This window comes from Halopseudomonas oceani, assembly GCF_963677335.1.
Classification (GTDB): Bacteria; Pseudomonadota; Gammaproteobacteria; order Pseudomonadales; family Pseudomonadaceae; genus Halopseudomonas; species Halopseudomonas oceani.
This window is the reverse complement of the sequence record NZ_OY781932.1, coordinates 3,497,941-3,523,443: the sequence shown is the minus strand read 5'-3', so window position 1 is coordinate 3,523,443 and position 25,503 is coordinate 3,497,941. Positions and strand designations below refer to the sequence as shown.

At 60.8% G+C, this 25,503-nt stretch carries 21 protein-coding genes; 6 read left to right on the top strand and 15 right to left on the bottom strand.

What is annotated here, in order from left to right:
- The gene (locus ACKPCU_RS16530) at positions 1-2,223 is read left to right on the top strand and encodes a YgiQ family radical SAM protein (protein ID WP_321348384.1); all 2,223 of its coding nucleotides are present in this window, start codon (positions 1-3) and stop codon (positions 2,221-2,223) included.
- 187 nt (positions 2,224-2,410) lie between these two features.
- On the opposite strand, the gene ACKPCU_RS16525 is transcribed toward ACKPCU_RS16530, so the two are convergent.
- The 12 genes from ACKPCU_RS16525 to ACKPCU_RS16470 all read right to left on the bottom strand — a co-directional run bounded on the left by ACKPCU_RS16525 (position 2,411) and on the right by ACKPCU_RS16470 (position 18,530).
- On the bottom strand, positions 2,411-5,152 hold the full coding sequence (locus tag ACKPCU_RS16525) for a response regulator (RefSeq protein WP_321348382.1): 2,742 nt from the start codon (positions 5,150-5,152) through the stop codon (positions 2,411-2,413).
- A gap of 119 nt (positions 5,153-5,271) precedes the next feature.
- Positions 5,272-6,552 carry a phosphoribosylamine--glycine ligase gene (gene purD / locus ACKPCU_RS16520; protein WP_321348380.1) on the bottom strand — a complete coding sequence of 427 codons (1,281 nt, stop codon included), beginning with the start codon at positions 6,550-6,552 and terminating at the stop codon, positions 5,272-5,274.
- A 91-nt stretch (positions 6,553-6,643) separates the two neighbouring features.
- On the bottom strand, positions 6,644-8,251 hold the full coding sequence (gene purH, locus ACKPCU_RS16515) for a bifunctional phosphoribosylaminoimidazolecarboxamide formyltransferase/IMP cyclohydrolase (RefSeq protein ID WP_321348377.1): 1,608 nt from the start codon (positions 8,249-8,251) through the stop codon (positions 6,644-6,646).
- A gap of 81 nt (positions 8,252-8,332) precedes the next feature.
- Positions 8,333-8,656 (bottom strand): DNA-binding transcriptional regulator Fis, encoded by a 324-nt coding sequence (fis, locus tag ACKPCU_RS16510; RefSeq protein ID WP_104737281.1) that lies wholly within the window; start codon positions 8,654-8,656, stop codon positions 8,333-8,335.
- Entirely contained in the window at positions 8,653-9,588 is a 936-nt protein-coding gene (gene dusB / locus ACKPCU_RS16505) for a tRNA dihydrouridine synthase DusB (RefSeq protein WP_407651863.1), read from the bottom strand. The genes fis and dusB overlap by 4 nt, the downstream gene beginning before the upstream one ends.
- A 272-nt stretch (positions 9,589-9,860) precedes the next feature.
- Positions 9,861-11,108 carry a DUF3426 domain-containing protein gene (locus tag ACKPCU_RS16500; protein ID WP_321348373.1) on the bottom strand — a complete coding sequence of 416 codons (1,248 nt, stop codon included), beginning with the start codon at positions 11,106-11,108 and terminating at the stop codon, positions 9,861-9,863.
- Between the two features lie 71 nt (positions 11,109-11,179).
- The gene (prmA, locus tag ACKPCU_RS16495) at positions 11,180-12,058 is read right to left on the bottom strand and encodes a 50S ribosomal protein L11 methyltransferase (protein ID WP_321348372.1); all 879 of its coding nucleotides are present in this window, start codon (positions 12,056-12,058) and stop codon (positions 11,180-11,182) included.
- A gap of 156 nt (positions 12,059-12,214) precedes the next feature.
- Positions 12,215-13,555: an acetyl-CoA carboxylase biotin carboxylase subunit gene (gene accC / locus ACKPCU_RS16490; protein WP_104737278.1), complete on the bottom strand. Its 1,341-nt coding sequence runs from the start codon at positions 13,553-13,555 to the stop codon at positions 12,215-12,217.
- A 19-nt stretch (positions 13,556-13,574) separates the two neighbouring features.
- Positions 13,575-14,030 (bottom strand): acetyl-CoA carboxylase biotin carboxyl carrier protein, encoded by a 456-nt coding sequence (gene accB / locus ACKPCU_RS16485; RefSeq protein WP_104737277.1) that lies wholly within the window; start codon positions 14,028-14,030, stop codon positions 13,575-13,577.
- A 32-nt stretch (positions 14,031-14,062) separates the two neighbouring features.
- The gene (gene aroQ, locus ACKPCU_RS16480) at positions 14,063-14,506 is read right to left on the bottom strand and encodes a type II 3-dehydroquinate dehydratase (RefSeq protein WP_104737276.1); all 444 of its coding nucleotides are present in this window, start codon (positions 14,504-14,506) and stop codon (positions 14,063-14,065) included.
- Between the two features lie 138 nt (positions 14,507-14,644).
- On the bottom strand, positions 14,645-16,453 hold the full coding sequence (gene dsbD, locus ACKPCU_RS16475) for a protein-disulfide reductase DsbD (RefSeq protein WP_321348366.1): 1,809 nt from the start codon (positions 16,451-16,453) through the stop codon (positions 14,645-14,647).
- Positions 16,454-16,562: 109 nt separating this feature from the next.
- Positions 16,563-18,530: a methyl-accepting chemotaxis protein gene (locus ACKPCU_RS16470; RefSeq protein ID WP_321348364.1), complete on the bottom strand. Its 1,968-nt coding sequence runs from the start codon at positions 18,528-18,530 to the stop codon at positions 16,563-16,565.
- 175 nt (positions 18,531-18,705) lie between these two features.
- Here ACKPCU_RS16470 and ACKPCU_RS16465 point away from each other — a divergent pair, with 175 nt between their 5' ends.
- The 5 genes from ACKPCU_RS16465 to ACKPCU_RS16445 are packed head-to-tail and all read left to right on the top strand — an operon-like array spanning position 18,706 to position 23,013.
- Entirely contained in the window at positions 18,706-19,665 is a 960-nt protein-coding gene (locus tag ACKPCU_RS16465; RefSeq protein WP_104737274.1) for a DUF2333 family protein, read from the top strand.
- Positions 19,666-19,668: 3 nt separating this feature from the next.
- The gene (locus tag ACKPCU_RS16460; protein ID WP_321348361.1) at positions 19,669-20,196 is read left to right on the top strand and encodes an NUDIX hydrolase; all 528 of its coding nucleotides are present in this window, start codon (positions 19,669-19,671) and stop codon (positions 20,194-20,196) included.
- Positions 20,197-20,210: 14 nt separating this feature from the next.
- On the top strand, positions 20,211-20,576 hold the full coding sequence (locus ACKPCU_RS16455) for a translation initiation factor Sui1 (RefSeq protein ID WP_321348359.1): 366 nt from the start codon (positions 20,211-20,213) through the stop codon (positions 20,574-20,576).
- A 2-nt stretch (positions 20,577-20,578) separates the two neighbouring features.
- On the top strand, positions 20,579-21,931 hold the full coding sequence (locus ACKPCU_RS16450) for an MATE family efflux transporter (protein ID WP_321348357.1): 1,353 nt from the start codon (positions 20,579-20,581) through the stop codon (positions 21,929-21,931).
- Positions 21,932-21,978: 47 nt separating this feature from the next.
- The gene (locus ACKPCU_RS16445; protein ID WP_321348355.1) at positions 21,979-23,013 is read left to right on the top strand and encodes a sensor domain-containing diguanylate cyclase; all 1,035 of its coding nucleotides are present in this window, start codon (positions 21,979-21,981) and stop codon (positions 23,011-23,013) included.
- On the opposite strand, the gene ACKPCU_RS16440 is transcribed toward ACKPCU_RS16445, so the two are convergent.
- From ACKPCU_RS16440 to ACKPCU_RS16430, 3 genes are all read right to left on the bottom strand, one after another.
- Entirely contained in the window at positions 23,010-23,792 is a 783-nt protein-coding gene (locus ACKPCU_RS16440; protein WP_321348353.1) for a methyltransferase domain-containing protein, read from the bottom strand. The genes ACKPCU_RS16445 and ACKPCU_RS16440 overlap by 4 nt on opposite strands.
- A gap of 68 nt (positions 23,793-23,860) precedes the next feature.
- Complete coding sequence (gene ppa, locus ACKPCU_RS16435) at positions 23,861-24,388, bottom strand: inorganic diphosphatase (protein WP_104737269.1); 528 nt, start codon at positions 24,386-24,388, stop codon at positions 23,861-23,863.
- A 195-nt stretch (positions 24,389-24,583) separates the two neighbouring features.
- On the bottom strand, positions 24,584-25,030 hold the full coding sequence (locus tag ACKPCU_RS16430; protein WP_104737265.1) for a GNAT family N-acetyltransferase: 447 nt from the start codon (positions 25,028-25,030) through the stop codon (positions 24,584-24,586).
- Between the last annotated feature and the right edge of the window lie 473 nt (positions 25,031-25,503).

The following is a 25,503-nucleotide window of genomic DNA, read 5'->3' as shown; positions in this document are numbered from 1 at the left end:
ATGGCGGTCAGCATCCCGGTTGCGAAGCAGCAACTGTTCGACTATCCGCGTTACTGGGCCGAGTGTTTTGGCCCGGCCCCCTTCCTGCCAATGAGCAGGGAAGAGATGGATCTGCTCGGCTGGGACAGCTGCGACGTGATCATTGTTACTGGCGACGCCTATGTCGACCATCCGTCTTTTGGTATGGCGATTATTGGCCGCCTGCTTGAGGCGCAGGGCTATCGCGTCGGAATCATCAGCCAGCCGGACTGGCACAGCAAGGATGATTTCATGAAACTGGGCAAGCCAAATCTGTTCTTCGGGGTGGCTGCCGGTAACATGGACTCGATGATCAACCGCTATACGGCTGATCGAAAGGTGCGCTCCGATGATGCCTACACGCCCGGTGGCAGTGGTGGCAAACGTCCGGATCGCGCCAGCCTGGTTTACAGTCAGCGCTGCCGTGAAGCGTTCAAGGATGTGCCGGTGGTACTGGGAGGTATCGAGGCATCGTTGCGTCGCATTGCCCACTATGACTATTGGCAGGACAAGGTTCGCCATTCGCTGCTGATCGATGCCAAGGCCGATATTCTGCTTTATGGCAACGCTGAGCGGGCTATTGTGGAGGTTGCGCACCGGCTGAGTCGGGGCGAGCCGATTCAGAGCATTACCGATATTCGCGGTACCGCCTTCGTTCGCCGCGACACGCCTGAGGGCTGGTTCGAGCTTGACTCGACTCGCATTGACCGGCCCGGCAAGATCGACAAAATCATCAACCCCTACATCAACACCCAGGACACCAGCGCCTGCGCTGTGGAGCAAGCCAAGGGGCCGGATCAGAACGACGATGACGGCGTCCAGGTGGTGGAGTTGCTGCCGCATCCCAGGCTGGAGCGTGATCGTACGGTGATCCGTCTACCTGCGTTCGATAAGGTCAAAGGCGATCCGGTTCTCTATGCGCACGCCAACCGCGTGCTGCATCTGGAAACCAATCCGGGTAACGCCCGTGCGCTGGTGCAGCGTCATGGCGATCGGGATGTGTGGTTCAACCCGCCGCCGATTCCGCTTTCCACCGAAGAGATGGACTACGTATTCGGTCTGCCGTATGCCCGTGTGCCGCATCCGGCTTATGGCGATCAGCGTATTCCCGCGTACGAGATGATCCGCTTTTCGGTCAATATCATGCGCGGTTGTTTTGGCGGCTGCACCTTCTGCTCGATCACCGAGCACGAGGGGCGCATCATCCAGAACCGCTCGCACGACTCGATCATTCGCGAGATTGAAGAAATTCGTGATCGGGTGCCCGGCTTTACCGGGGTTATTTCCGATCTGGGTGGGCCGACCGCCAATATGTATCGCATTGCCTGCAAGAGCCCAGAGATCGAAGCGGCGTGCCGCAAGCCCTCCTGTGTCTTCCCGGGCATCTGCGAGAACCTCAATACCGACCACTCATCACTGATCTCGTTGTACCGCAAGGCGCGCGACCTGCCTGGCGTGAAGAAGATTTTGATCGCTTCAGGCCTGCGCTATGACCTGGCGGTGGAATCACCGGAATACGTCAAGGAACTGGTCACCCATCATGTGGGTGGCTACCTGAAGATTGCGCCTGAGCACACCGAAGAAGGCCCGCTGACCAAGATGATGAAGCCGGGCATTGGCTCTTATGATCGGTTCAAGCAGATGTTCGAGAAGTTCTCGAAAGAGGCGGGCAAAGAGCAGTACCTGATCCCGTATTTCATCGCAGCGCACCCGGGGACGACCGACGAAGACATGATGAATCTGGCGCTTTGGCTCAAGCGCAATGGCTTCCGCGCGGATCAGGTGCAGGCGTTCTACCCCTCACCGATGGCGACGGCGACGGCGATGTATCACTCGGGCAAGAACCCGTTGCGCAAGGTGACCTACAAGAGCGACGGCGTCAGCATCGTCAAGGGCGAGCGTCAGCGCCGGCTGCACAAGGCTTTCCTGCGCTACCACGACCCGAACAACTGGCCGCTGCTGCGTGAAGCGCTGACGAATATGGGGCGCGCTGATCTGATCGGCAACGGCAAGCACCAGTTGATTCCGGCATTCCAGCCGGCAATGTCCGGTTACCAGAGCGCTCGACGCAAAAACTCAACACCGGCTGGCAGCAAAAAGGCAGGGCGCGTACTTACCCAGCATACTGGGCTGCCACCGCGTGATACCGGTGCCGGCAAGGGCACCGGCAAACCGGGTAAACGCAAGCCGGCCCGCCGGGGCTAAACGCGACGGTTCTATTGCGCTGATAGCGGTTTTCGAATGGCCGTTGCGTGCGCTTACGCCTACAGTGAATAGCAGGCAGCGCGGTAAGTCGCTGCCCCTACACGGAGGGCGTCGTCATGCTGAGTGAAGTCTGGATGCGGTGGTGGGCTGACTATGCCGCAGCGGCGGTCTGTTAGGGACACCGCCCTCAGAGCAGGCTAAGGTCACTTTCGGCCTTTTGCTCACGCCAGTGCTGCAGTTGTTCGCGTAGTTGGCTCAGCTCAACCGGCTTGGCCATATGGCCGTTCATTCCTGCCTTGCGCGCCCGTTCGCGGTGCTCGGGAAGAATGTGGGCGGTTAGGGCGATGATTGGCACCGGCTGGCTACCCGAGCGCTGTTCCCACTGGCGAATTCGCTCGGCGGCAGTAAATCCGTCCATCTCCGGCATCTCACAGTCCATCAATACCAGGTCGAACGGTTGCTGCTGTACCGCTTCCAAAGCCATGGCGCCATTTTCCACAGCTGTGGCAGACACCTGCAGCTTCGCCAGCATTCCCAGAATCACCTTGGTCGAGATAGCGTTGTCTTCGGCGATCAGTACTCTGAAGTTGTCGCTGCTCTGCTCGGTACTGGGCTGGTCGCGGTCACTGCTGTCGAGAGCAGGGGTGCTGCGTTGTGTCCATTCGTCGATCAGGGTGGTCCGCAGGGTGTAGCCGGCGACCGGTTTGCTGAGAATGCGACGAATACCGGCGTTGCGGGCGATCACCCGGCTGGGTACCTGATTGATACCGGTCAGCATGATGATCAGCAGTTCTTTGTTGATGACCGGGTCGTCCTTGATGCGTGCAGCCAGCTCCACGCCACTCATGCCGGGCATTGACTGGTCGAGCAGGATAATCTCGAACGGGTTGCCAAGATTGGCCTGGCTACGCAGCAGGGCCAGTGCCTCGCGGCCACTCGAGGCGCACTGGGCACGCATGCCCCAGGCGGCGGTCTGTTGCTGCAGTACCTTGCGGCAGGTGGCGTTGTCGTCGACGATCAGCACGTTACGATCGGTCAGGCTGTTGCCGTCGGTATTGGCGTCAGTGCTTGCGTCCAGGCTGGTTGCCGGGAGGGTAAACCAGACGGTAGTACCCTGGTCACTGCCGTACTTGATACCGAGCTGTCCTTTCATCATGTTGATCAACTGGCGGGTAATCACCAGTGGCAACTTGCCGTCGGTATCGGACTGATCCAGGAAACGGGTAACCTTGAAGTCGCTGTTGAGCAGGCTGCTGCGCGCGTCCTCCGGCATCCCTGCGCCGGTATCCTGGATGGCGAAGCGCAGCAGTGTGCTGCCATCTTTCTGATCCAGGCCAACAACCAGCAGCACTTCGCCTTGCTCGGTGTAGTGCAGTGCGTTGGCCAGCAGGTTCATCAGTATCTGGCGCAGGCGGGTGGGGTCGCCCTGCATGGTGCGGGGTACGTCGGGGTGCACAAAGCCGATCAGTTCGATGCCCTGGCCTTCGGCGCGGGCGCGGTAGATATCGAGACAGTCATTGACCAGTGCGTGCAGGTCAAACTGAACCCGCTCGAGCGTCAGCTGGCCCGACTCCAGCCGCGACATATCGAGAATTTCGTTGATCAGGTTGAGCAGGTCGTTGCCGGAGCCGTGAATGGTTTGCACGTAATCGCGCTGCTTGGCGGACAACGCAGTGTCGAGCAGCAGTTCGCTCATGCCGAGCACCCCGTTCATCGGGGTCCGGATCTCGTGGCTGATCCGGGCTAGAAACTCAGCTTTGGCGCGTTGCTCTGCCCGAGCAGTGGCATTGTCCTGACGGTCACGCACGCGGCGGGTGATGATGTTCTGCAGGCGCAGATAGAGGCTCCAGCTGTAGCCAACCAGGGCGCTCCATAACAACAGCTCGGCAATGTACGCTTCCGGGAGTTGCTCTTCGGCCAGCGCCTCCATAAGGCCGTTGCCGAGCAACAGAAAGGTAGCAAGGGTGAAGGCGATATCCAGACGCTGCTGCCGGGTGCGCAGCCAACTGATCAGCAGCAGGATTGCTGCTGGCAGACCGAGATGAATGGTATGTGTCAGCAGGCGGAACAGCGATGGGAATGCCGCGCAGCTGGCTGCCAGCATCGCCGTCACAATCGCTGTTGCGTAGATTGCGTTACGGTACTTGCGCTGGGTCGGCCCGCCGAGCACTGAGCAGGTAAGCAGTGCCAGCAGCGGGTAAGCGCTGAGGTGGACGATTTCCCCCGAATGGCTGTGCAAGCGAGGCATGGCCTCGGCGATCCAGCTTAGGTTGCTAAGGCTGCTGACCGACATCAGCAGGCTGGCTACGGCGAGCAACAGGTGGAATGGATCGCGGCCGAGCACGCCATGCAGGATGCAGTGCAGAACCAGTGCCAGCATCAGACCGACCAGAATGCCCTGCATGGTCTGCTGCATGCTGTGTCGTGCGGAAGCCTCCTTGACGTCAAGCAGCGCGATGCGGGTACTCAGCGGGTAGTCGCTCTGCAGGCGCAGGATCAGCGTGTCGCCAGTGCTGGTGCTGGCTTCAAGGGGGAAGGCAAAGCCATGGAATGGCAGTGGCTTGGTCGCTGGTGGCAGTCGGCTGCCGGTGCGATAGAGCTGGCTGGTTTCGCCGTTCTGCAGGCGATACACCTCAATTAGACCGATCGCAGGGTTTTCCAGCGTCAGCAGCTTGTTCTCGACGTTGTCGAGATTAATCTCGACCCAGAGCGCACCCGCATTGCCGGGCAGCCTCAAGGGTGAAGAGGGGGCGGGTACAAACCGATTGGCGTAACGGTTGGAGAGGATGTCCTGCAGCAACAGGTCGCCGCTGGCGTCGATGTAGGTACGGTAAGCGGGTGTGCCGCTTTCCACCGTATCGATCCAGGTAGTAAACGTGAAAGCAATGCCCAGAATCAGGGCAAGCATCAACGAGCCGATATGCTTCACGAGTGAGTCCTGTCCTTGGTCTGGATGTCCGGTTGATACAACGCGAGAGCCAGTATAGCGCAGCGATTGGGTAGCAGAAACGCAACGGCCGGACAGTGTAGTGTCCGGCCGTGCCTTGGTCAGGTCTCCCGCGCGATGGCTCGGTAGCCAATGTCGCTGCGGAAGAAACTTCCGTTCCAGCTAATCTGTCGGGCCAGCTCATAGGCACCCTGCTGGGCGGCACTGACGGTTTCACCCAGAGCGGTTGCGCAGAGCACGCGACCACCGCTGGTGGTGACGTTACCGTCCTTCAGCGCTGTGCCAGCATGGAATACCTTACCGCTGTCGCTGACGGCCTTGTCCAGCCCGCTGATGACGTCGCCCTTGGCGTAGTCCCCAGGGTAGCCGCCAGCAGCGAGCACGACACCGAGACTGCAGCGTGGGTCCCATTGAGCACTTACCTGATCGAGTGTGCCGGCATTGGCGGCTTCAACCAGGGCAACCAAGCTTGATTGCAGGCGCAGCATGATCGGCTGGGTTTCAGGATCGCCAAACCGGCAGTTGAACTCGATCACCTTGGGGTTGCCTTCAGCGTCGATCATCAGACCAGCGTACAGGAAGCCGGTATAGACGTTGCCTTCGGCAGCCATGCCGCGCACGGTTGGCCAGATGACCTGTTCCATGACCCGTTGGTGGACCGCGTCGGTGACCACAGGGGCTGGCGAGTAGGCGCCCATTCCGCCAGTGTTGGGGCCGGTATCGCCGTCGCCAACACGTTTGTGGTCCTGGCTGGTGGCCATCGGCAGGACGTGCTCACCGTCGACCATGACAATGAAGCTGGCTTCTTCGCCATCCAGAAACTCCTCGATCACCACGCGCGAGCCGGCTTCACCAAAAGCGTTGCCAGCCAGCATGTCGCGCACGGCATCCTCGGCTTCGGCCAGGGTCATCGCGACGATCACGCCCTTGCCCGCAGCCAGACCGTCCGCCTTGATCACGATGGGCGCGCCTTTTTCTTGGAGGTAGGCGAGGGCGGGTTCGATCTCAGTGAAGTTCTGGTACTCGGCGGTCGGGATCTGGTGGCGCGCCAGGAAGTCCTTGGTGAAGGCCTTGGAGCCTTCCAGTTGTGCGGCACCGGCGGTTGGCCCGAAACAGGCGAGGCCCTGTTCGCGGAAGCGATCGACGACGCCGGCAACCAGCGGAGCCTCGGGGCCGACGATGGTCAGGGCGACGTTGCCCTTGGCAAAGGCGACCAACGCGTCCAGGTCCAGTACGTCGATCGCGACATTTTCGCACTTGGCCTCGATTGCTGTGCCGGCGTTACCCGGGGCGACAAATACCTTCTCGACGCGCTCATCCTGCGCCACTTTCCACGCCAGCGCGTGCTCACGCCCGCCGCTGCCGATAATCAGTACATTCATGTAACTCTCCTGTGGAGAGAGCTTCAAGCTTCAAGCTGCAAGCGGCGCTGTGGGGCGCTCTGCTTGCGGCTTGCGGCTTGCGGCTCAGGGATTAGTGGCGGAAATGGCGCATGCCGGTGAAGACCATGGCAATGCCGGCTTCGTCGGCTGCGTCAATCACTTCCTGGTCGCGCATGGACCCGCCAGGCTGGATAACTGCGCTGATGCCCACCTTGGCGGCGTTGTCGATGCCGTCGCGGAACGGGAAGAAGGCGTCTGACGCCATCACGGCACCTTCAACCGGCAGGCCGGCGTGCTCGGCTTTGATGGCGGCAATGCGGGCGGAGTTGACGCGGCTCATCTGGCCGGCGCCGACACCGATGGTCTGGCGGCCTTTGGCGTAGACGATGGCATTGGATTTGACGAACTTGGCAACCTTCCAGGCGAACACCAGATCGTGGATTTCCTGTTCGGTTGGCGCACGCTTGGTGACTACCTTCAGGTCATCTACGGTGATCATGCCGGTGTCGCGGCTCTGTACCAGCAGGCCGCCATTGACACGCTTGTAGTCCCAGTCAGCGTGGCGCTCGGTGCCCCATTCGCCGCACTCGAGCAGGCGAACGTTGGCCTTGGCTGCCACCGCGGCGCGGGCTTCGGCGCTGATGCGCGGGGCGATGATGACTTCAACGAACTGACGCTCGACGATGGCAGTAGCGGTGGCGCCGTCCAGCTCGCGGTTGAAGGCGATGATGCCTCCGAAAGCGGATTCGCTGTCGGTGGCCCAGGCCAGATCGTAGGCTTTGCGGATGCCGCCTTCGTCTTCCGGGACCACGGCAACGCCGCAGGGGTTGGCGTGCTTGACGATGACGCAGGCTGGCTTGGTGAAGCTCTTGACGCATTCCAGCGCGGCGTCGGTGTCGGCCACATTGTTGTAGGACAGCTCCTTGCCCTGCAGCTGGGTTGCGGTGGCGATGCTGGCTTCGGCGGGCGCTGCTTCCTTGTAGAAGGCTGCAGCCTGATGCGGATTCTCGCCGTAGCGCATGTCCTGCACTTTAATAAACTGGCTGTTGAAGGTGCGCGGGAAGGCGGCGCGGTCTTCGGTGCTCAGCGTCTCGCGGGTCTGCTCGATAGTACCGAGGTAGTTGGCGATCATGCCGTCGTAGGCGGCGGTGTGCTCGAAGGCCTTGAGGGCCAGATCGAAGCGCTGAGCGTAGGTCAAGCCGCCGCTTTTCAGCGCTTCAAGGATGTCGCTGTAGTCGCTGGCATTGACCACGATGGCAACGTCCTTGTGGTTCTTCGCTGCACTGCGAACCATGGTCGGACCGCCAATATCGATGTTCTCGATGGCATCGGGCAGGGGGCAGCCGGGCTTGGCAACGGTTGCCGCGAAGGGGTAGAGATTGACCACGACCATATCGATCGGCTGGATGCCGTGCTTCGCCATGACCTCGCCGTCGATATCGCGACGGCCGAGAATGCCACCGTGGATTTTCGGATGCAGGGTCTTGACCCGGCCGTCCATCATTTCCGGAAAGCCGGTGTAATCGGCTACTTCAACAGCCTTGATACCCTGTTCACAGAGCAGCTTGTAGGTGCCGCCGGTGGAGAGGATTTCAACGCCCTGAGCGCTGAGCTCGCGGGCAAAGTCGACGATGCCAGTCTTGTCGGAAACGCTGATCAGTGCGCGGCGTACCGGCAGGCGGGTAGTTTGATCGGTCATCTTGGATCCAGGCTAGGTTCAAAATTCAGCTTCAGGCGCTAGGCCTCAAGCGTCAAGTGGAGGCAATGCTGGCTTGCAGCTTCAGAGCAATCCGTACTGTTTGAGTTTCTTGCGCAGCGTACCGCGGTTCAGGCCCAGCACCTCGGAGGCTCTGGTCTGATTGCCTTTGACGTAGTTCATCACGCTTTCGAGCAACGGGGCTTCGACTTCAGACAGCACCATGTTGTAGACGTCGGTGACGTCCTGGCCTTCGAGGTGCTGAAAGTAGTTGTGCAGAGCCTCTTCTACGCTGTCACGCAGCGTTCTCGGGGTGCGAATGTCATCGATCCCGGTTGGCGGGAGGGTGGGTTGACTGCTGTCACTCACGGTGTGGCTTCCATCAGGTAGGGTGGTGTCGTAAATCATGCTGCTAGATCTCCTTCCAGCAGACGGGCGAAGTGATGCGCGATGGCGATGTGTTGCTGGTGCGCATCATTGATGCGGTTGAATTCGCGGCGAAACTCGGTGGCACCAGGCAGCGCCTGCAGGTACCAGCCGACGTGCTTACGCGCAATGCGTGCACCGTGCTCATCGCCGTAGAATGCGTGCAGTGCGTCCAGGTGGCTTTGCAGAATCTGCTGCTGCTCGGCCAGTTCAGGGGCAGCCAATTGCTCGCCGGTGCGCAGGAAATGATCAATCTCACGGAAGATCCAGGGGCGGCCCTGAGCGGCACGGCCGATCATCACGGCATCGGCGCCGGTATGTGCGAGCACCTGCTTGGCCTTTTCGGCGCTGGTGATGTCGCCGTTGGCGAACACCGGGATATTGATGCTCTGCTTGACGGCGGCAATGGTGTCGTACTCGGCGTGACCGGTGTATAGCTCGGAGCGGGTGCGGCCATGCACGGCAAGCGCCTGAATGCCACTGTCTTCGGCAATCCGGGCTACCCGCAGGGCGTTGCGGTTTTCCGGATCCCAGCCAGTTCGTATTTTCAGGGTAACGGGGATATCGACGGCCTGAACCACGGCCTCGCAGATGGCCGCAACCAGCGGTTCGTCACGCAGCAGCGCTGAGCCGGCGGCCTTGTTGCAGACCTTCTTTGCCGGGCAACCCATGTTGATGTCGATGATTTGGGCGCCGAGTGCCGCGTTCATCCGGGCGGCTTCGGCCATCATCTCGGGGTCGCCGCCAGCGATCTGTACCGAGCGGGGCTCCGGCTCGCCATCGTGGATCAGACGCAGGCGTGATTTACGGCTGTTCCACAGGCGGGTGTCGCTGGTCACCATTTCGGAGACTACCAAGCCGGCACCCAGTTGCCGGCATAGCTGCCGGAAGGGCTGATCGGTAACGCCGGCCATAGGGGCCAGAATCACACGATTGGCGAGCTGATAGGGTCCGATACTGATCACTGCTGGTCCATCCCTGTACTGTCGGTTTTCAGCGCGGCGAGCGGGTCGCCACGTCCCGTCCGCTCTGGCTCAGGGTGAAGATGGGCGAAAAGGGCGCACATAATACCCGCAAAGCATGACCGGTTAAAGACTGTTTTGAGTGTTTTTTGTACAGCTGACCAGCGAGTGTAGGCCAATTGAAAGCACCGTGCGACAGGCAACGGTGCTTGCCGACGAAAGGCTCAGGGGGCGACGAAGTCCAGTTGGTAGCTGGTTGCTTGCTGGGTTGGTGCAACCATGCTCAGTGCGATATGGATCGGAGTCTGCGATGGCATCAGAGTGCGCCCAGCCAGTTCGCCCGCCAGATACTCGGTCGGACGGAAGTCGTGAGTCGCCACGGTGCGGCCACGGCTGTCGCTGAACGCCATGCGAATCACCGGGAACGGCTGATCGTAGTCGGCGCGGTTGTAGATGATCAGGTTGATGTCCAGTGTGTTGGGGAATTCCGGGTGCGGTCGTACCAGCAAATTGCTGCTGCGAATCTGGCTGATATCGACCCGCGTCGGCAGGTGGCAGCCAGCTATCAGACACACGTTCTCCAACGCGGGGCGCAGGCGGTCGTCGCGCGACCAGGCTTCGAGGTTGTAGTAGGTGGCCTGAGCCGCCAGGCCTGCGAGTGCGAGCACGCAGAGTAGCCCCCACAGCCAGTTGTGCCGTGCCCGACGACGGCTCAGCGGCGCCTCGAAGTGCAGGGGCTCGTCTTCCAGGTCCGGCAGTCGGATGTTCTCGGCGAACCCCGGTTCGAGCACATCTGTCTGCTCGTCGTCCTCCGCAGAGGTGGTCGAGGTGCCGAGGCTCGGCTCGCGGCGTAGGTCGCGCTGCATCAGTGGATGGTCGATGTCGTCATCCTGCAGGGGCAGCAAACGTGCATGCGGAGCGAAGGGCTGATGCGGCTGCTCTGGCTCCACTTCCGGTTGTTCTGAGGCCGCCGGCGCTGGTTGGGACTGGGCATTCTGCGCTTGGGTGAACTCGCGGGCCGCCGGGGCGGCGCGGAAAGACTCGTCCAGATCGAGGTCTTCGTCGTCCAGGGCGCTCAGGCCTGACTCGGCGAACAGCTCGGTGCTGACCGTCTCGGCCAGTGAAGTCGGCTCGTCACTGGTGTCCAGATCGGTATCCGCGCCTGGCGGGGGACTACCCTGGGGGCGCGGGTTGATTTCATCCAGTATCGATTCGTCAAGCCCAAGCGCTTCGAGGTCAAGGTCATCCAGCTCCAGATCGTCGTGGATTAGCAGGGTGTCCTGATTGACCGGCGAGCGCTTTGGTGGCGTTGGCTGCTCCGGCTTGCTCGGAGCGGGAGCTTGCGGCAGGGCGTTGAAGACCTTCAGGCAGGCACCGCAGCGAACGTTACCACCGGCAGCATGCAGCTGCTCATGAGTTAGGCGGAAGTGCGTCTTGCAGAATGGGCACTGGGTGACCTGCAGTTCACTCATGGGTGGCCGGCTGTCCTGTTGCGGTGATTAGTCGTGCGATTGCGTATTCTGCCCGGATCAGGGGTGAGCTGTCACCGCCGCCGACCGCTGACCCGAATCCAGCCGTCCTGATTGGCAACCGGATCGAGCTCGAAGTCATTGTTGTAGGCCTCAAGTATCTCGTCAGTCTGTTCCGCGAGGATGCCGGACAGGGCCAGCAATCCACCGGGTTTGACCAGGCTGGCCAGGCGTGGTGCCAGGCTGACCAGCGGGCCGGCGAGGATATTCGCCACCAGTACATCGGCCGGTGCGTCCGGCATCTGTTCGGGCAGGTAGAGATCAAATCGCTCGTCGGCAATCTGGTTACGTCGGGCGTTGTCGCGCGAGGCTTCCAGCGCCTGGATGTCGATATCGGTGCCGACCGCGTGTTCTGCCCCCAGCAGCAGACCGGCGATAGCGAGGATGCCGGAGCCGCAACCGAAGTCGATCAGTGTCTTGCCTTGCAGTTGCTGTGCATCCAGCCATTGCAGGCAGAGTGCGGTGGTCGGGTGGGTGCCGGTACCGAACGCCAGACCGGGGTCCAGCAACAGGTTGACTGCGTTGGGCTCCGGTGCCGCGTGCCAGCTAGGGACGATCCACAGGCGTTCACCGAACCGCATGGGGTGGAAGTTGTCCATCCAGCTGCGCTCCCAGTCCTGGTCCTCAATCTTCTCCAGCTCGTGCGGCGGCAGCGTGGCTTGGCACAGCAGACGCAGGTGCTGGAGCAGGGCATCGGGGTCGGTGTCCGCTTCGAACAGGGCCAGCAGGTGGGTGTTTGACCAAAGCGGGGTGGTGCCAAGGTCTGGCTCGAAAATGGGTTGGTCTTCGGCGTCCATGAACGTGACGGATACAGCGCCGAGTTCCAGTAACTGATCTTCCAGCGTGGGGGCCTGCTCAGGGGTGATGGCAAGACGCAGTTGCAGCCAGGACATAGGGGGGCTCCTTTGGAGCAGCTTTAAGCGGCAAGCTTCAAGCTGCAAGATCAGCAGAAAAAGAAGGGGAGCGATAATTCGCTCCCCCGAATGGTGCAGATAATACGCTGTGAGCTTGCAGCTTGCAGCTTGCAGCTTGCAGCTTGCAGCTTGCAGTTACTCCGCTGCCAGCTTGTGCTCCAGGTAGTGAATATTGACGCCGCCCTTGCAGAAGCCGGGGTCACGTACCAGTTCACGGTGCAGTGCTGTGTTGGTCTTGATGCCGTCTACCACCAGCTCGTCGATGGCGTTGCGCATGCGTGCAAGCGCTTCATCACGGGTGGCGCCGTAGGCGATCAGCTTGCCGACCAGCGAGTCGTAGTTCGGCGGAACCTTGTAACCACTGTACAGGTGGGAGTCGACACGAATGCCGTTACCGCCCGGAGCGTGGAAGAAGGTGACCGTGCCGGGGCTGGGCATGAAGGTCTTCGGGTCTTCAGCGTTGATACGGCACTCGATGGCGTGGCCACGAATGACAACATCTTCCTGACGAATGCTCAGCGGCTGGCCCGATGCGACAAGGATCTGCTCCTTGACGATGTCGATGCCGGTGACCATTTCCGAAACCGGATGCTCAACTTGTACGCGGGTGTTCATTTCGATGAAATAGAACTCGCCGTTTTCATACAGGAACTCGAAGGTACCTGCACCGCGGTAACCCAGGTCGATACAGGCCTGAACGCAGCGCGCCTGAACTTCTGCACGCGCCTTCTCGTCGATACCCGGTGCCGGGGCTTCTTCGATGATCTTCTGGTGACGGCGCTGCAGCGAGCAATCGCGGTCGCCCAGATGAACGGCGTTACCCTGGCCGTCTGACAGTACCTGCACTTCTACGTGACGCGGGTTGGTCAGAAACTTCTCCAGGTAGACCATCGGGTTGCCGAACGCGGCACCCGCTTCAACCTGGGTAAGCTTGATTGACTTGATCAGCTCGGCCTCTTCATGCACAACGCGCATGCCACGACCGCCGCCGCCGCCAGCGGCCTTGATGATGACCGGGTAGCCGACGCGCTGGGCAATCTTCAGGCACTCTGCTTCGTCTTCGGGCAGCGGGCCGTCGGAGCCGGGTACGGTTGGTACGCCGGTTTCCTTCATGGCGGCAATCGCGGAGACCTTGTCACCCATCAGGCGGATGACGCTGGCGCTCGGGCCGATGAAGGTAAAGCCGGAGTTTTCCACCTGCTCGGCAAAGTCTGCACGCTCGGCGAGGAAGCCGTAGCCGGGGTGGATACCGTCAGCGCCGGTAACTTCTGCAGCGCTGATGATCGCCGGAATATTCAGGTAGGAGTCGGTCGCTGGTGCCGGGCCGATGCAGACGGTTTCGTCTGCCATGGCCAGGTGCATCAGCTCGCGGTCGGCAGTGGAGTGCACTGCCACGGTTTTCAGACCGAGTTCCTTGCACGCGCGGATCACGCGCAGGGCAATTTCACCTCGGTTGGCAACTAGTACTTTTTGCATCTAAGCCTCCGGCCCGGGCTCAGGCGATGCTGAACAGCGGTTGATCGAATTCGACCGGCTGGCCGTTGTCTACCAGAATCGCCTGGACCACGCCGCTCTTGTCGGCTTCGATGTGGTTCATCATCTTCATCGCTTCGACGATGCACAGTACGTCGCCCGCCTTGACGGTATGGCCTACTTCAACGAATACGGCCGCAGTCGGAGACGGCGAGCGGTAGAAGGTGCCAACCATCGGCGAGCGAACCAGATGGCCGCTCGGCTCTGCCGGTGCGGCAGGTTCGGCAGCCGGAGCAGCGGCCGGAGCGGGTGCGGCGGCAACCGGTGCTGGAGCAGGGGCTACCTGATACTGCGGTACCGGTGCGTGCTGGCTGTGGCGGCTGATGCGAACCGACTCCTCGCCCTCATGTATTTCCAGTTCGTCGATGCCGGACTCTTCCAGAAGTTCGATGAGTTTTTTGACTTTGCGAATATCCATTGATGCGTGCACTCCAGAGCAGGTTTGCGTAATCAGTTTTGTTCGATCTTGTGTATCGCGGCTTGCAGGGCCAGCTCGTAGCCCTTGGCTCCCAGACCGCAGATCACTCCCTCGGCTACGTCCGAAAAGTAGGAGTGATGACGGAAGGGTTCGCGCTTATACACGTTGGATAAGTGAACTTCGATGAATGGGATGCTCACTGCGAGCAATGCGTCACGTATTGCGACGCTGGTATGGGTAAAAGCAGCCGGATTAATGATGATGAAGTCGATGGCTTCGTCACCCGCGGCGTGAATCCGTTCGATCAGTTCATGCTCTGCATTGCTTTGCAGGCTGAGCAGGTGGTGCCCCTGCTGGCTGGCCAGTTCGCGCAGGTGCTGGTTGATCTGATCCAGTGTTGTCGCGCCATAGACACCGGGTTCGCGGCTGCCGAGGCGGTTCAGGTTGGGTCCGTGCAGGACCAGGATACTGGCCATTGTCCGTGTATTCCGTTGCGGGACGGGAGGCTCTTTTGGAGTGACCCGTCAGTCAAGATTTTTCCGGCAGTTTGCCGTAATCAGATCGGCCTGTCCAGAAGCGGAATGTTGACATCAAATGTCAGCATGATGGCTGCATTATGGCGCAATCTTTTCCTGTCTGGACTGGCTTGCAAGGCTGCTGAATTCTTCCAGTGAGACTTCGCCTTGAATGCGCAGGTCACGCTGTTCCTGCCCGTTGCGAGCAAAAAACAGGTAAGCGGGAGGGCCAAATAGCTCGTGGCGGGTCAGCCAAGCGCGCTGGGCCGGGCTGTTGTCAGTCAGGTCAAGCTTGATACGGAGGTGGTCGGCCAGCAGTGCCTGTACCTCTGGCTGGCTAAGAATGGTGCGTTCCATGATCTTGCAACTGATGCACCAGTCAGCATAGACATCGACGATGGCTGGCTGGCCGCGTTCGGCAGCCACTGCCAGTTGACGCTCCAGTTCGGCTGGCTCCTTGATCAGGGTGAAGGCCGCGGAGGCGGGTTGTACGCTGCTACCACCGGTCAGTGGTTGTAATGGTCGTAGCGGGTCTTCGCCGCCGGCAAGGGCACCGAACAGGGCGGCCGCGGCATACAGGCCAAACAGCAGGGCAATGGTCTGGCGCAGATAGTTGCCGCCCTGCATCAAGCCCAGACGAACAGCCAGGCCGGTGCTCAGCGCTGCCCACAAGGCGAGGCTTACCGGGCCCGGCAATACACGTTCGAGCAACCAGATGGCGACCGCCAGCAAGCCAAAGCCGAACAGATGCTTGACCGTTTCCATCCAAGGCCCTGAGCTGGGCAGCAGGCTCTTACCGAACAGGGTGATAACAATCAGCGGAACACCCATGCCGAGCCCCAAGGCAAAAAGGTTGAGGCCGCCGCCGAGGGTGTCCCCGGTGCTGCTGATGTACACCAGTGCCCCTGCCAGAGGCGCCGAGATACAAGGCGATACCACCAGCGTCGACAGTGCGCCCATGGCGGTTGCGCCGGTCAGCGAGCCGCCGTGGGCACGGCGGTTCAGGCGTTCGAGTGGCTCACGCAAAAACTCGGGCAGGCGCAGATCGAACAGGCCGAACATGGCCAGCGCAAACAGCACGAAGAACACCGCGAAAGTGCCCAGAATCCAGGGTGATTGCAGGCGCGCCTGCAGGTTGAGGGCGGCGCCGAAACTACCGATCAGGGCCCCGACAATAGCCAATGTCACTGCCATGCCAAGCACGTAGCCAAGTGCCAGTGACAGCGCACGGCCACGGCTGATGTGGCTGCGGCCCAGCACCATGCTGGACAGAATCGGCAGCATGGGCAGCACGCAGGGGGTGAACGTCAGGCCGATACCCCCGAGCAGAAACAGCAGCCAGGTCACCAGTCGGCCATGCTCTTGCGCAGCGGGCTGCGGCGCCGCTGTGGGCGCTGCTGCGGGCTGGCTGTCGTTGCTGGCAGGCGTGCCACCGGTCGCCGGTGTCGGCAGCTCCAGCATGGCGGTTTCTGGCGGGTAGCAAAGACCCGCATCGGCGCAGCCCTGGAAACCGACCCGCAGCTGGGTTTGTCCGGCGCTCAATTGGTTGGTATCGAGCTGAATCTGCAATTGGTCGTAATAGACCTCGACGTCACCAAAGTACTCGTCGGTCTTGTGCTTGCCTTCCGGTAGCGCGATCTGCAGGTCCTCGTCGGGACTGTCCGGGTTGCTCAGGTGCAGGCGATGGCGATACAGGTAGTAGCCGGGCGCGATGTCAAAGATCACGGTGACCTGTTGAGCGTTGGCGTCGAGGATGTCGGGGCGAAAAGCCTGATGAACCGGCAGAAAGGTGCTTTGGCTGCTGCCACTCTGGATCAGGCCGGTCAGCGAGCCGTTACCAGCGAATTGGGCGTGGACGCTGGCGCTTAGCAGGAGCAGCAGCATCAGGCAAAAACGAAACGCGCGCATGGGATAACCGAGCGGAAAGTGGACGGTCATCATAAAGGCTGACGCTGGCTGGTGAAAGGCACTGGCCCTGAGGCGCAGTGCCACAATTGTTGCTGAATGGCTCAGCGGTTCAGATTCGGAAGGCGGAGACCGCTGACAGCAGGGCACGGCTGCGCTGGCTGATCTGCCGGGTGTGCTCGCGGGTGTGGGCGACCATACCAAGGTTGGCCTCACTCAGATGATTGATCTGCTGGCTGTTTTCGCGAATGGTGCGGACCCGGTCGGATTGCGCGTCGGTGTGTGTGGCGATGTGTTCGGCCAGTTCGGTGATGCGTTCGATGGCATTGACGATGCGGCCCAAGGCGGCGTCCGCCAGCTGACCTTGTTCGGCGGTATTGCGCGCTTGCTTGACCTGTTCTTCCATCTGCCCCGCCGACTGGCGCGCAACCTGTTGCAGGCGTTCGATCAACTGGCGGATTTCCTGGGTGGAGCCGGCTGTGCGCTGGGCCAGTTGGCGCACCTCGTCGGCAACCACTGCAAAACCGCGGCCGGCTTCACCAGCGCGTGCAGCCTCGATGGCCGCGTTGAGGGCCAGCAGATTGGTTTGCTCGGCAACGCCCTGAATGACTTCCAGCACACTGCCGATGGTATCGGACTCGGTGACCATGCGATCAATGGTGCGGGAGCTATTCTGCACTTCCACCACTAATTGCTGCATCTGGGCAATGGTGCCGCCGATGACCTGCTGACCGTCGCGCACCTCGCGATTGGCCACCCTTGCCAGCTCGGCGCTTTCGCCGGCGTTGGTTGCCACCAGACGAATGGCTTCATCCATGCCACCAATATCCTGATTAATCGATTGGGTGTCGCGTTGCTGCTGAGCGGCGCGATCGTGGGTGTCGGCGGACAGCTGTTCCAGGTCGTTGCTGGTACCGCTGAGGGCTTCTGCCTGTTGGTTGATGGTGGTCACCAGTTCGATCAGGTACTGGCGCAGCTGGTTGGCCGAGTGTTCGAGTTGCTTCAGTTCCTGTACCCGGCTCCGGGAGGATACCGGTTGGGTGAAATCACCGCTGGCGTAGGTGGAAAGCGCCGGCGCAAACTGACTGATGCCGTTAGCGAGCGAACGCTGCATGCGCTCGATCAGCACCGCGATCAAAATGATCATGGCGATGATTGCCAGTTGTACGTTGCGCACTTGCGTGGTGACGTTATCGCGCGCTGCGGTCAGCGCCGGGCGCATCTGCTCGGTACCAGCCAGCAGACTGGCAATGCGCTCGCCGGTAATCTGCTGCAGCTTGGCCCGTTCGGCGATCAGCGCGCTGGTGCGCTCCAGCTCTGCCGGGTAGCGGCTCAGCAGCGATTGCAGGGTGCGCTTGTAGTCAGCGCCAGGGTCACTGGCTGCGGATTTGTTGCCGGTGTTGACGCCCAGCAGTGAGGCAAAGGGGTCGTTGCTGTTGTCCTGCTCTTCAACCACGCCCAGCAGCGGCAGGGCATCGAGCTCATTTGCAGTGGTCCGGGTGCTGCGGATCAAGCGCTGCAGGTTCTCCAGCAGAGCCGGATCGTTCTGGCTGAACAGGCGCGCGCGGGCGATGCTGACACGAAACAGGTTGGCCTGCAGGTCGTCTATCAGACGGACATAGTCGGCTGCTGCCGTTGCGCCCTGTTGCTGGCCATTTCGGGCGTATTCGGCGAGATGGTTGAGTTCTGCGAGGACTTCGCGCTCGGCTTGAATCAACAGTGCCTGTGGGTCGCCCGCCAGCTTGCCGACGGCCAGCAGATCGGTCTGCATGAATTCGGCAAAGGTGGCCAGTGGCGCCTCCAGTGGCTGACGGATATCAGCTGGAAATTGCTGCAGGCTTTCCTGCAGCGCCGTCGCTGCGTGCTGCGCTTGCTGCAGCCGCAATGCGTCGCCGTGCAGGCGGTAGGCCTCGGTATTCTGCTGCAGCGATTGGGTCTGGCCAACGATATTGAGGTAGGCATCCATCAATGCGTAGGGGGCTTTTAGCGCCTGTTGCGACCACCAGAGACTGGCACCCAGCGTGACCCCTGCGGCGGCCAGTAGAACGGTGTTGATCAGGGTGAGGGATTTCAAGCGCATGGCAGTGCCCCGGACGATAATGGACTGCCTGGATAATAATGTCAGTTCTGTGACAGCTTGATGAATGCTGGCCCTGTGATGGCCATGGCAGGCCGCTGCCGTTTTCCTCAATGGTGGCGGCACATTCAGACAGCCGTGATATGCTGAGGCGCAGAACAGCCACAGGAGTCAGAATATGAAATTTGGCAAGCGGACCGCCGGTGCGGATGGGGACAGAAACAGCTCGCTGATTGGCAGCGTCCTTCTCGCTGTGGTGCTGATTTGGTTATTCATCTGTCTGCTGGTTGGCTGGTACTGGAGCAGCGAGCCGGATTTGGAGCCGGTTGCCGGTCCACCGACCCCGGAGATGGTCAGCGGTGAATACACCGCCCGCACCCTGCGTGGGATCGTTGAAACCTTGTTGGACAAACCTGGCGGATACCTTAGCAACGACATCATGCCGCCGGGTGTATGGCTCGATAATATGCCGCGCTGGGAGTACGGCGTGCTGGTTCAGGCCCGTGACATGACCCGCGCTCTGCGCCGAGATATGGCCCGGTCCCAGTCCCAGTCGACCGAAGATCGGGATCTGGTGAAAGCCGAGCCGCGCTTGCACTTCGACAACAACAGCTGGGCCATGCCGGCCAGTGAAAGCGAATACCGGGACGGCATTCGAGCCCTCGACAGCTATATCGTGCGGCTACAGAGCGGTGATGCTGACTTTTACTCCCGTGCCGACAATCTCTCCAGTTGGGTGAGCGATGTCAGTACCCGTCTTGGCTCGTTGTCCCAGCGCCTGTCTGCCAGTGTCGGGCGCGCGCCGTTGACCACTGGTGGCAAGGTTGGTGAGACCACGCCCTGGCTGGAAATTGACAATGTGTTCTACGAGGCACGCGGTACCTCCTGGGCACTGGTGCAACTGCTGCGTGCTGTTGAGCACGATTTTGGCGATGTGCTGGAGAAGAAGAACGCGCTGGTAAGCCTGCAGCAGATCATTCGTGAGCTGGAAGCAACCCAGCAGACCCTGTGGAGCCCGATGGTGCTCAATGGCGATGGGTTCGGCGTGCTGGCCAACCACTCACTGGTAATGGCGAACTATCTGTCTCGCGCCAATGCCGGGATGATCGAACTTGGCCGCTTGCTGGAGCAGGGCTGATACGTGGATGAGCGTCAAGTCGCGGCCTATCTTCAGGCCTCGGGTGCAGAGCAGGTCATCCATGTCGATGAACAGGATCGTGAGCTGGGCGTCGTGTCGCGCGCCGATGCCCAGTCTCAGGGACTGATTACCCGCTGCACTTTCATTTTTGTCTTCAATTCTCGTGGCGAGTTGTGTGTGCATCAGCGCACAGCGCACAAGCGTCTGTATCCATCCTTCTGGGATGTTGCGGCTGGTGGTGTGGTGGCCGCCGGCGAAAGCTATTTGCTGGGCGCCGAGCGTGAGCTTGCTGAAGAGCTGGGCGTTGTGGGCGCTCCACTGACCGAACATTTTCGCTTTTTCTTCAACTCAGCCGAGAGCCAGCTCTGGGCTGGCGTGTTCAGCTGCTGCTGGGATGGGCCCCTGACGTTGCAGCCGGAGGAGGTGCAGGCGGTGCGCTGGGTTGATCCGCGTAGCGACTGGCAGCGTCCGGGCGAGCAATATGCGCCTGACTCTCAGGAAGCTCTGGTACGGCTGTTGCGGCAGTTTTAACTGGATATTCAGGCATGAAAAAAAACGGTTTGCAGGCCCTCGGCGGCCTGGTGTATTCGACCGATTCCGGACGGCTGTGCCCGGATTGCGAGCAGCCAGTGGCGCAATGCCGCTGTGCTGAACAGGCGATTCCCGAGGGTGATGGAATCGCCCGGGTGCGTCGGGAAACCAAGGGCCGTGGTGGCAAGACCGTGACCACGGTAACCGGTGTGCTGCTTAAGGCCGATGATCTCAAGGCGCTGGCCAAGCGGCTGAAGAATCGCTGCGGCTGTGGTGGCGCGGTCAAGGATGGCATCATCGAAATTCAGGGCGACAAGGCTGATCAGGTCTGTGAGCTGCTGGTCGCTGAAGGTTTCAAGGTGAAGCGTTCGGGAGGCTGACAGTGAGTCTGCGTCAGCCGTTGCTGACTCACTGGCGTGATCGGAACGCGCAACGCCGGGTCTGGCACATTGCGCTGCCGTTGATTCTCTCCAATATCAGTGTCCCGCTAGTGGGGCTGGTCGATACTGCGGTTATTGGCCATCTCGACGCGGCCTATCATCTCGGCGCTGTTGCTGTCGGTAGCACTCTGTTTACCTTTGTACTCTGGGCGACCGGGTTTCTGCGCATGGGAACAACCGGGTTCGCGGCGCAGGCCTGTGGCAGCGGTGACGGCAACGCGCTGCGACGTATTCTGTTGCAGGCGATCTGGCTGGCGGTGTTGATCAGTCTGCTGGTCTGGTTGTTTCAAATGCCCTTGTTGAATTTGGGTCTGCACTACCTGCAAAGCAGTGAATCACTGCTGGAGCAAGCCCGAGCCTATTTCCAGATTCGTCTGTTCAGCCTGCCAGCTGCGCTGGCCAACTTTGTACTGATCGGATGGTTTATCGGTGCCCAGAACAGTCGAGTGCCGTTTGCCATGCTGCTTACCGTGAACCTGACCAACATGTTGTTGGACCTGTTGCTGGTGGTCGGGCTGAAAATGGGCGTAGAAGGCGCTGCCTGGGCCAGCGTATGCGGGGACCTGCTGGGACTGCTGCTTGGTCTGGCGCTGCTGCGACCGACGCTGCGTCAGTATCCAGGGGTGTTTGACTGGGCGCGGGCGCTGCGGCTCAAGGGGGCAGCACCGCTGTTGCGGGTCAATCGCGATATTCTGATTCGTACTCTGGCCCTGCAGTTGGTTTTTTATCTTCTGGTTGTGCAGGGCGCGCAGTTGGGGGACGACGTGGTAGCGGCCAACGCGGTGCTGCTGAACTTCCTGCTTATTACCTCCCACGCGCTCGATGGGCTGGCGCATGCCCTTGAGGCGCTGGGAGGTCACGCGCTGGGCAAGCGGGACAAGCGCACGCTGGTTCGGGTGCTGGTGATCACCACTGTCTGGTCGCTGCTGCTTAGCCTGGTTTTTGTCGTAGCGTTTGCGTTCGGTGGTGGCCTGCTGATCCGGTTGCTGACGGACTTGCCGGACGTCAGGGCGCAAGCCCAACAGTACCTGATTTGGGTCGCGGTCATGCCACTGCTGACGGTCTGGAGCTACCTGCTCGACGGACTTTTCATCGGGGCGTCGCGGGCGCTGGCAATGCGCAATACCATGTTGCTCGCGCTAGCCTGTTATCTGCCGCTGGCCTGGGCGTTGCAAGGGCAAGGCAACCACTTTGTCTGGTTTGGTTTTTTGACGTTTATGGCGTTACGCTCGCTGTTTTTGGGTGGCTGGTTTGTCTGGCTCTGGCGCACGGACCGCTGGATGCCTGCAGGTTAGTCGCGAGGCAGGGGATAGACACCCGGTGCAGGAATGGGAGAAGAGCAATGATCGAAGCGCCAATTCCGGCGGGTGAAGAGCAGCGCTTGGCTGCTCTCAGGTCCATGAAACTGCTGGATACGCCACCTGATCCGCACATTGATGCGCTGCTGCGCATCGCTCAGCGCCTGTTTGGCGTGGGTAGCGCGCTGGTGAGCCTGATTGACACTGATCGTCAGTGGTTCAAAGCGCGTATCGGCACCACCAGTCTTGAGGGGCCTCGCAACATATCATTCTGCGGCCACACCATTTTGTCTGAAGACATCCTCTACGTGCAGGATGCGCTGGTGGATGAGCGCTTTGTCGACAACCCGGCCGTTACCGGTCACCCCCATATTCGTTTTTATGCCGGTATCGCACTGCATGCGCCCGATGGCAGCAGGATCGGATCGTTTTGTGTGCACGATCCTGTACCCCGTGAGCTGACCGGCGTCGAGCGGGAAGCACTAAGCGATTTTCGCGAGCTTTTCGAGGCGTTGTTTGTCGCGCATCAGCTGCGCATGGATGCCGCCTGGTTGCAGGACGCGCTGGGACAGGCAGAGCGCCGGGCGCTGATTGATCCGCTGACCCAGCTGTGGAATCGGCAGGCGCTGCATGCCATGTTGCCGGCTTTGCTCAGCCGGGCCGAGCGCGAGGGGCTGAAAGTTGCCTTCATTTACGGCGATCTTGATCACTTCAAGCGGATTAACGACGAGCGCGGGCACGCTGGTGGTGACCAGGTACTGATCCAGTCCGGTCAGCGCATGGCGGCGGCAATTCGACCGCATGATCTGGCTTTGCGGCTGGGTGGTGAGGAGCTGGCGGTGCTGGCGCTGGTGCAGAGTCAGGGTGAGCTCGATATCATCGCCGAGCGCATGCGAGACTGTTTCTGTCGCCATCCGTTCGATTTGGACGATGGGCCGCTGAACGTGACCATAAGCCTGGGTACCGCGCTGGCGGAGGCGCAGGACGTGGTGCGGGGCGGCCAGAATCTGATAGAACGCGCCGATGCCGCGCTCTATGTCGCCAAGCGGGAAGGGCGTAACCGGGTTGAACGCGGCTAGCGCGGTACTGCCGGTCGCAGCCACCAGTGCAGGTACCGGCCAAGGTGCTGGTACGCCGGGTGCTGGCTGTACCGCAGCTCGTATTCGATCAGGTCATCAAGGCTGCTGTTGCTGCTGAAAGGCTCCGGCATGTAGTCATAAAACACCCGTACACCACTCGTTGTCAGGCACTCCAGGCCTGCTGCCGCGACCCATTGCGTGGCGGCGCGTGGGTCAATCGGCTGCTGTGGCGTTAGCCCGCTGGTGCCTTGCCCGGACAACGGTTTCTTGCGCAGTTTTTTGAACTGCCCCTTGACCAGATTCTTGTAGATCAGTGCGTCGCGGTTGTAGAACGCCAGTGAAAGGGCTCCCTCCGGCTGCAGAAGGGAGGCCAGTTGCTGCAGCGCTTGCGCAGGATCGGCCAGCCATTCCAATACCGCATGACAGACCACCAGATCGTATTGCTCACCTTGCGCGGCGAGTTCCTGCAGCGGTGCCTGCATGAAGCGCACTGGCACGCTGGGTTGGTCGGCGGTGATGCGCTCGCGGGCGACCTCCAGCATGGCTGCGGAAGGCTCTGCGACGGTGAGTTGGTGGCCGAGGCCCGCCAGCCAGCCGCTGATCTGGCCCAACCCAGCGCCAACGTCGAGAATGCGCAGCGGCGACTCTCGCTGCAGCAGTGCCGGCAGCCATTGCTGCAGGTCGCGCTGCAGCACGGCCAGGCGGATAGAGCCTTTGGGGCTGTCGTAGATGCGTTGGGCGAAACGGGCGCCCAGATGGTCGAAGTAGCGATCGGTCATGGTCGGACTCTGCCGTGCGGGCATAAAAAAAGCCAGCTTGTGGCCGGCTTTTTAGCGAGGCGAAACGCTTATTTTTGGTAAGCGTTTACAGCCTTAACGATTTCCGCACGGGCTTCTTCAGCGCCGCCCCAGCGGTCGATCTTGACCCACTTGCCAGGTTCGAGATCCTTGTAGTTCTCGAAGAAGTGCTGGATTTGCTGGATCAGCAGCTCCGGCAGGTCGGTGTATTCCTTGATGTCGCGGTACAGCACGCTCAGCTTGTCGTGCGGAACAGCAATCAGCTTGGCATCTCCGCCGCCATCGTCGGTCATGTGCAGTACGCCAACCGGGCGTGCGCGGATGACCGCGCCCGGAACGACCGGATGCGGGGTAACAACCAGAACGTCCAGCGGGTCGCCGTCGTCTGCCAGGGTGTTCGGGATGTAGCCGTAGTTGGCCGGGTAGAACATCGGGGTCGCCATGAAGCGGTCAACAAACAGCGTGCTGCTGTCCTTGTCGATCTCGTACTTGATCGGCGCGTGGTTGGCTGGGATTTCGATAGCGACGTAGATGTCGTTGGGAATGTCTTTGCCGGCGGGGATCTTGTCGTAGCTCATGGGTTACCTGAGGGGCCATAGTTGAAAACTGGCCGGCATTATAGGCGCATCAGCCGGCTGATACCAAGCAAAAACGGGGTGAACCTTGGTCGTAGTTCGGTATTGCCGATTCATGCCGGTCTGGAACGTTTTTGAAGGCAAAACGAATGCGCCGTCCCGGTTCCCGGTCAAAAGGCGTCGGGGCGGCGCACGGCGTCAAAGTTTCAGTGCGAAGTACATGAAGTCGTGGTCGTTGGAGAAGCCCAGCGAGCGATACAGACTCTGCGCCGCCATGTTCTCTTCCCCGGTCATCACGGTCATGCGCTTGACCCCAACTTCGCGCGCCATGGTCTTGGCATGATTGATCAGCTTGTCGGCCACGAGCTGGCGACGCGCCTCTTCGGTCACGTAGATGCCTTTGAGTACCCAGCTGGCAGCCAGCGTCAGTGCGGAGAAGCTGGGAATGAATTGGCAGAAGCCGAGGGCTTTGCCGCTGTCATCATCCTCTGCAACCAGAATGATTGCCTGCTCGTGCACCAGGCGCGCCTCGAGGAAGCGGCGCGAAGCCTCAGGCAGCGGCGGTTGGCCGTAGAACTCCCGGTACTTGATGAACAGCGGTGTGACTTCATCGAGATGGTCAACATCGGCCTGAACTATGCGCATACGATTACCCCAATCATGGTCATGAAATGGCTGGCAGGTTTTGGGTGGTCATTACATGCATCCTGCACCAGCGCTTTTGAATCTGCAATCGCGCGGCCAAAAAATACCGTCAGACGCCTTTGGCATCGTGGTTTTGCTTTCAGTATGGGCGTGAGATGTTAACTAACGACCGTTTTTGGTGACCGTCTGTCGCTTAAAGGCTTACAGCGATGTGGTGATTCATCGCAGAGCAGAAGCTCTTTGGTTTTGGCTCAAAACCGCCGGCAATAACCTTGATGGTCTGGCGAACTACCGTCCCAAGGCGGGATCAAAGTGGCGTCGATTGACGGAGTCAATGCCGGTCGCTCGGCAAACTGGCGCGGAGGAATGTCGGCAGGCTGGTTGGCTGTTACCTGCTCGCCTGCATGGCAGGCGGTGCGGCCTAGCATGCTAGTATCGCTCGGTGTGCGGCGCAGCCCTGCCTGCTTGCGCCC

What these genes read in the sequence shown, in the direction of transcription:
- ACKPCU_RS16530 (WP_321348384.1), top strand. Translation starts at nt 1, where the DNA reads ATGGCGGTCAGCATCCCGGTTGCGAAGCAGCAACTGTTCGACTATCCG.
- purD (WP_321348380.1), bottom strand. Translation starts at nt 6,552, where the DNA reads ATGAATGTACTGATTATCGGCAGCGGCGGGCGTGAGCACGCGCTGGCG.
- purH (WP_321348377.1), bottom strand. Translation starts at nt 8,251, where the DNA reads ATGACCGATCAAACTACCCGCCTGCCGGTACGCCGCGCACTGATCAGC.
- fis (WP_104737281.1), bottom strand. Translation starts at nt 8,656, where the DNA reads ATGATTTACGACACCACCCTACCTGATGGAAGCCACACCGTGAGTGAC.
- dusB (WP_407651863.1), bottom strand. Translation starts at nt 9,588, where the DNA reads ATGGCCGGCGTTACCGATCAGCCCTTCCGGCAGCTATGCCGGCAACTG.
- ACKPCU_RS16500 (WP_321348373.1), bottom strand. Translation starts at nt 11,108, where the DNA reads ATGAGTGAACTGCAGGTCACCCAGTGCCCATTCTGCAAGACGCACTTC.
- prmA (WP_321348372.1), bottom strand. Translation starts at nt 12,058, where the DNA reads ATGTCCTGGCTGCAACTGCGTCTTGCCATCACCCCTGAGCAGGCCCCC.
- accC (WP_104737278.1), bottom strand. Translation starts at nt 13,555, where the DNA reads ATGCAAAAAGTACTAGTTGCCAACCGAGGTGAAATTGCCCTGCGCGTG.
- accB (WP_104737277.1), bottom strand. Translation starts at nt 14,030, where the DNA reads ATGGATATTCGCAAAGTCAAAAAACTCATCGAACTTCTGGAAGAGTCC.
- aroQ (WP_104737276.1), bottom strand. Translation starts at nt 14,506, where the DNA reads ATGGCCAGTATCCTGGTCCTGCACGGACCCAACCTGAACCGCCTCGGC.
- dsbD (WP_321348366.1), bottom strand. Translation starts at nt 16,453, where the DNA reads ATGCGCGCGTTTCGTTTTTGCCTGATGCTGCTGCTCCTGCTAAGCGCC.
- ACKPCU_RS16470 (WP_321348364.1), bottom strand. Translation starts at nt 18,530, where the DNA reads ATGCGCTTGAAATCCCTCACCCTGATCAACACCGTTCTACTGGCCGCC.
- ACKPCU_RS16465 (WP_104737274.1), top strand. Translation starts at nt 18,706, where the DNA reads ATGAAATTTGGCAAGCGGACCGCCGGTGCGGATGGGGACAGAAACAGC.
- ACKPCU_RS16455 (WP_321348359.1), top strand. Translation starts at nt 20,211, where the DNA reads ATGAAAAAAAACGGTTTGCAGGCCCTCGGCGGCCTGGTGTATTCGACC.
- ACKPCU_RS16445 (WP_321348355.1), top strand. Translation starts at nt 21,979, where the DNA reads ATGATCGAAGCGCCAATTCCGGCGGGTGAAGAGCAGCGCTTGGCTGCT.
- ACKPCU_RS16440 (WP_321348353.1), bottom strand. Translation starts at nt 23,792, where the DNA reads ATGACCGATCGCTACTTCGACCATCTGGGCGCCCGTTTCGCCCAACGC.
- ppa (WP_104737269.1), bottom strand. Translation starts at nt 24,388, where the DNA reads ATGAGCTACGACAAGATCCCCGCCGGCAAAGACATTCCCAACGACATC.
- ACKPCU_RS16430 (WP_104737265.1), bottom strand. Translation starts at nt 25,030, where the DNA reads ATGCGCATAGTTCAGGCCGATGTTGACCATCTCGATGAAGTCACACCG.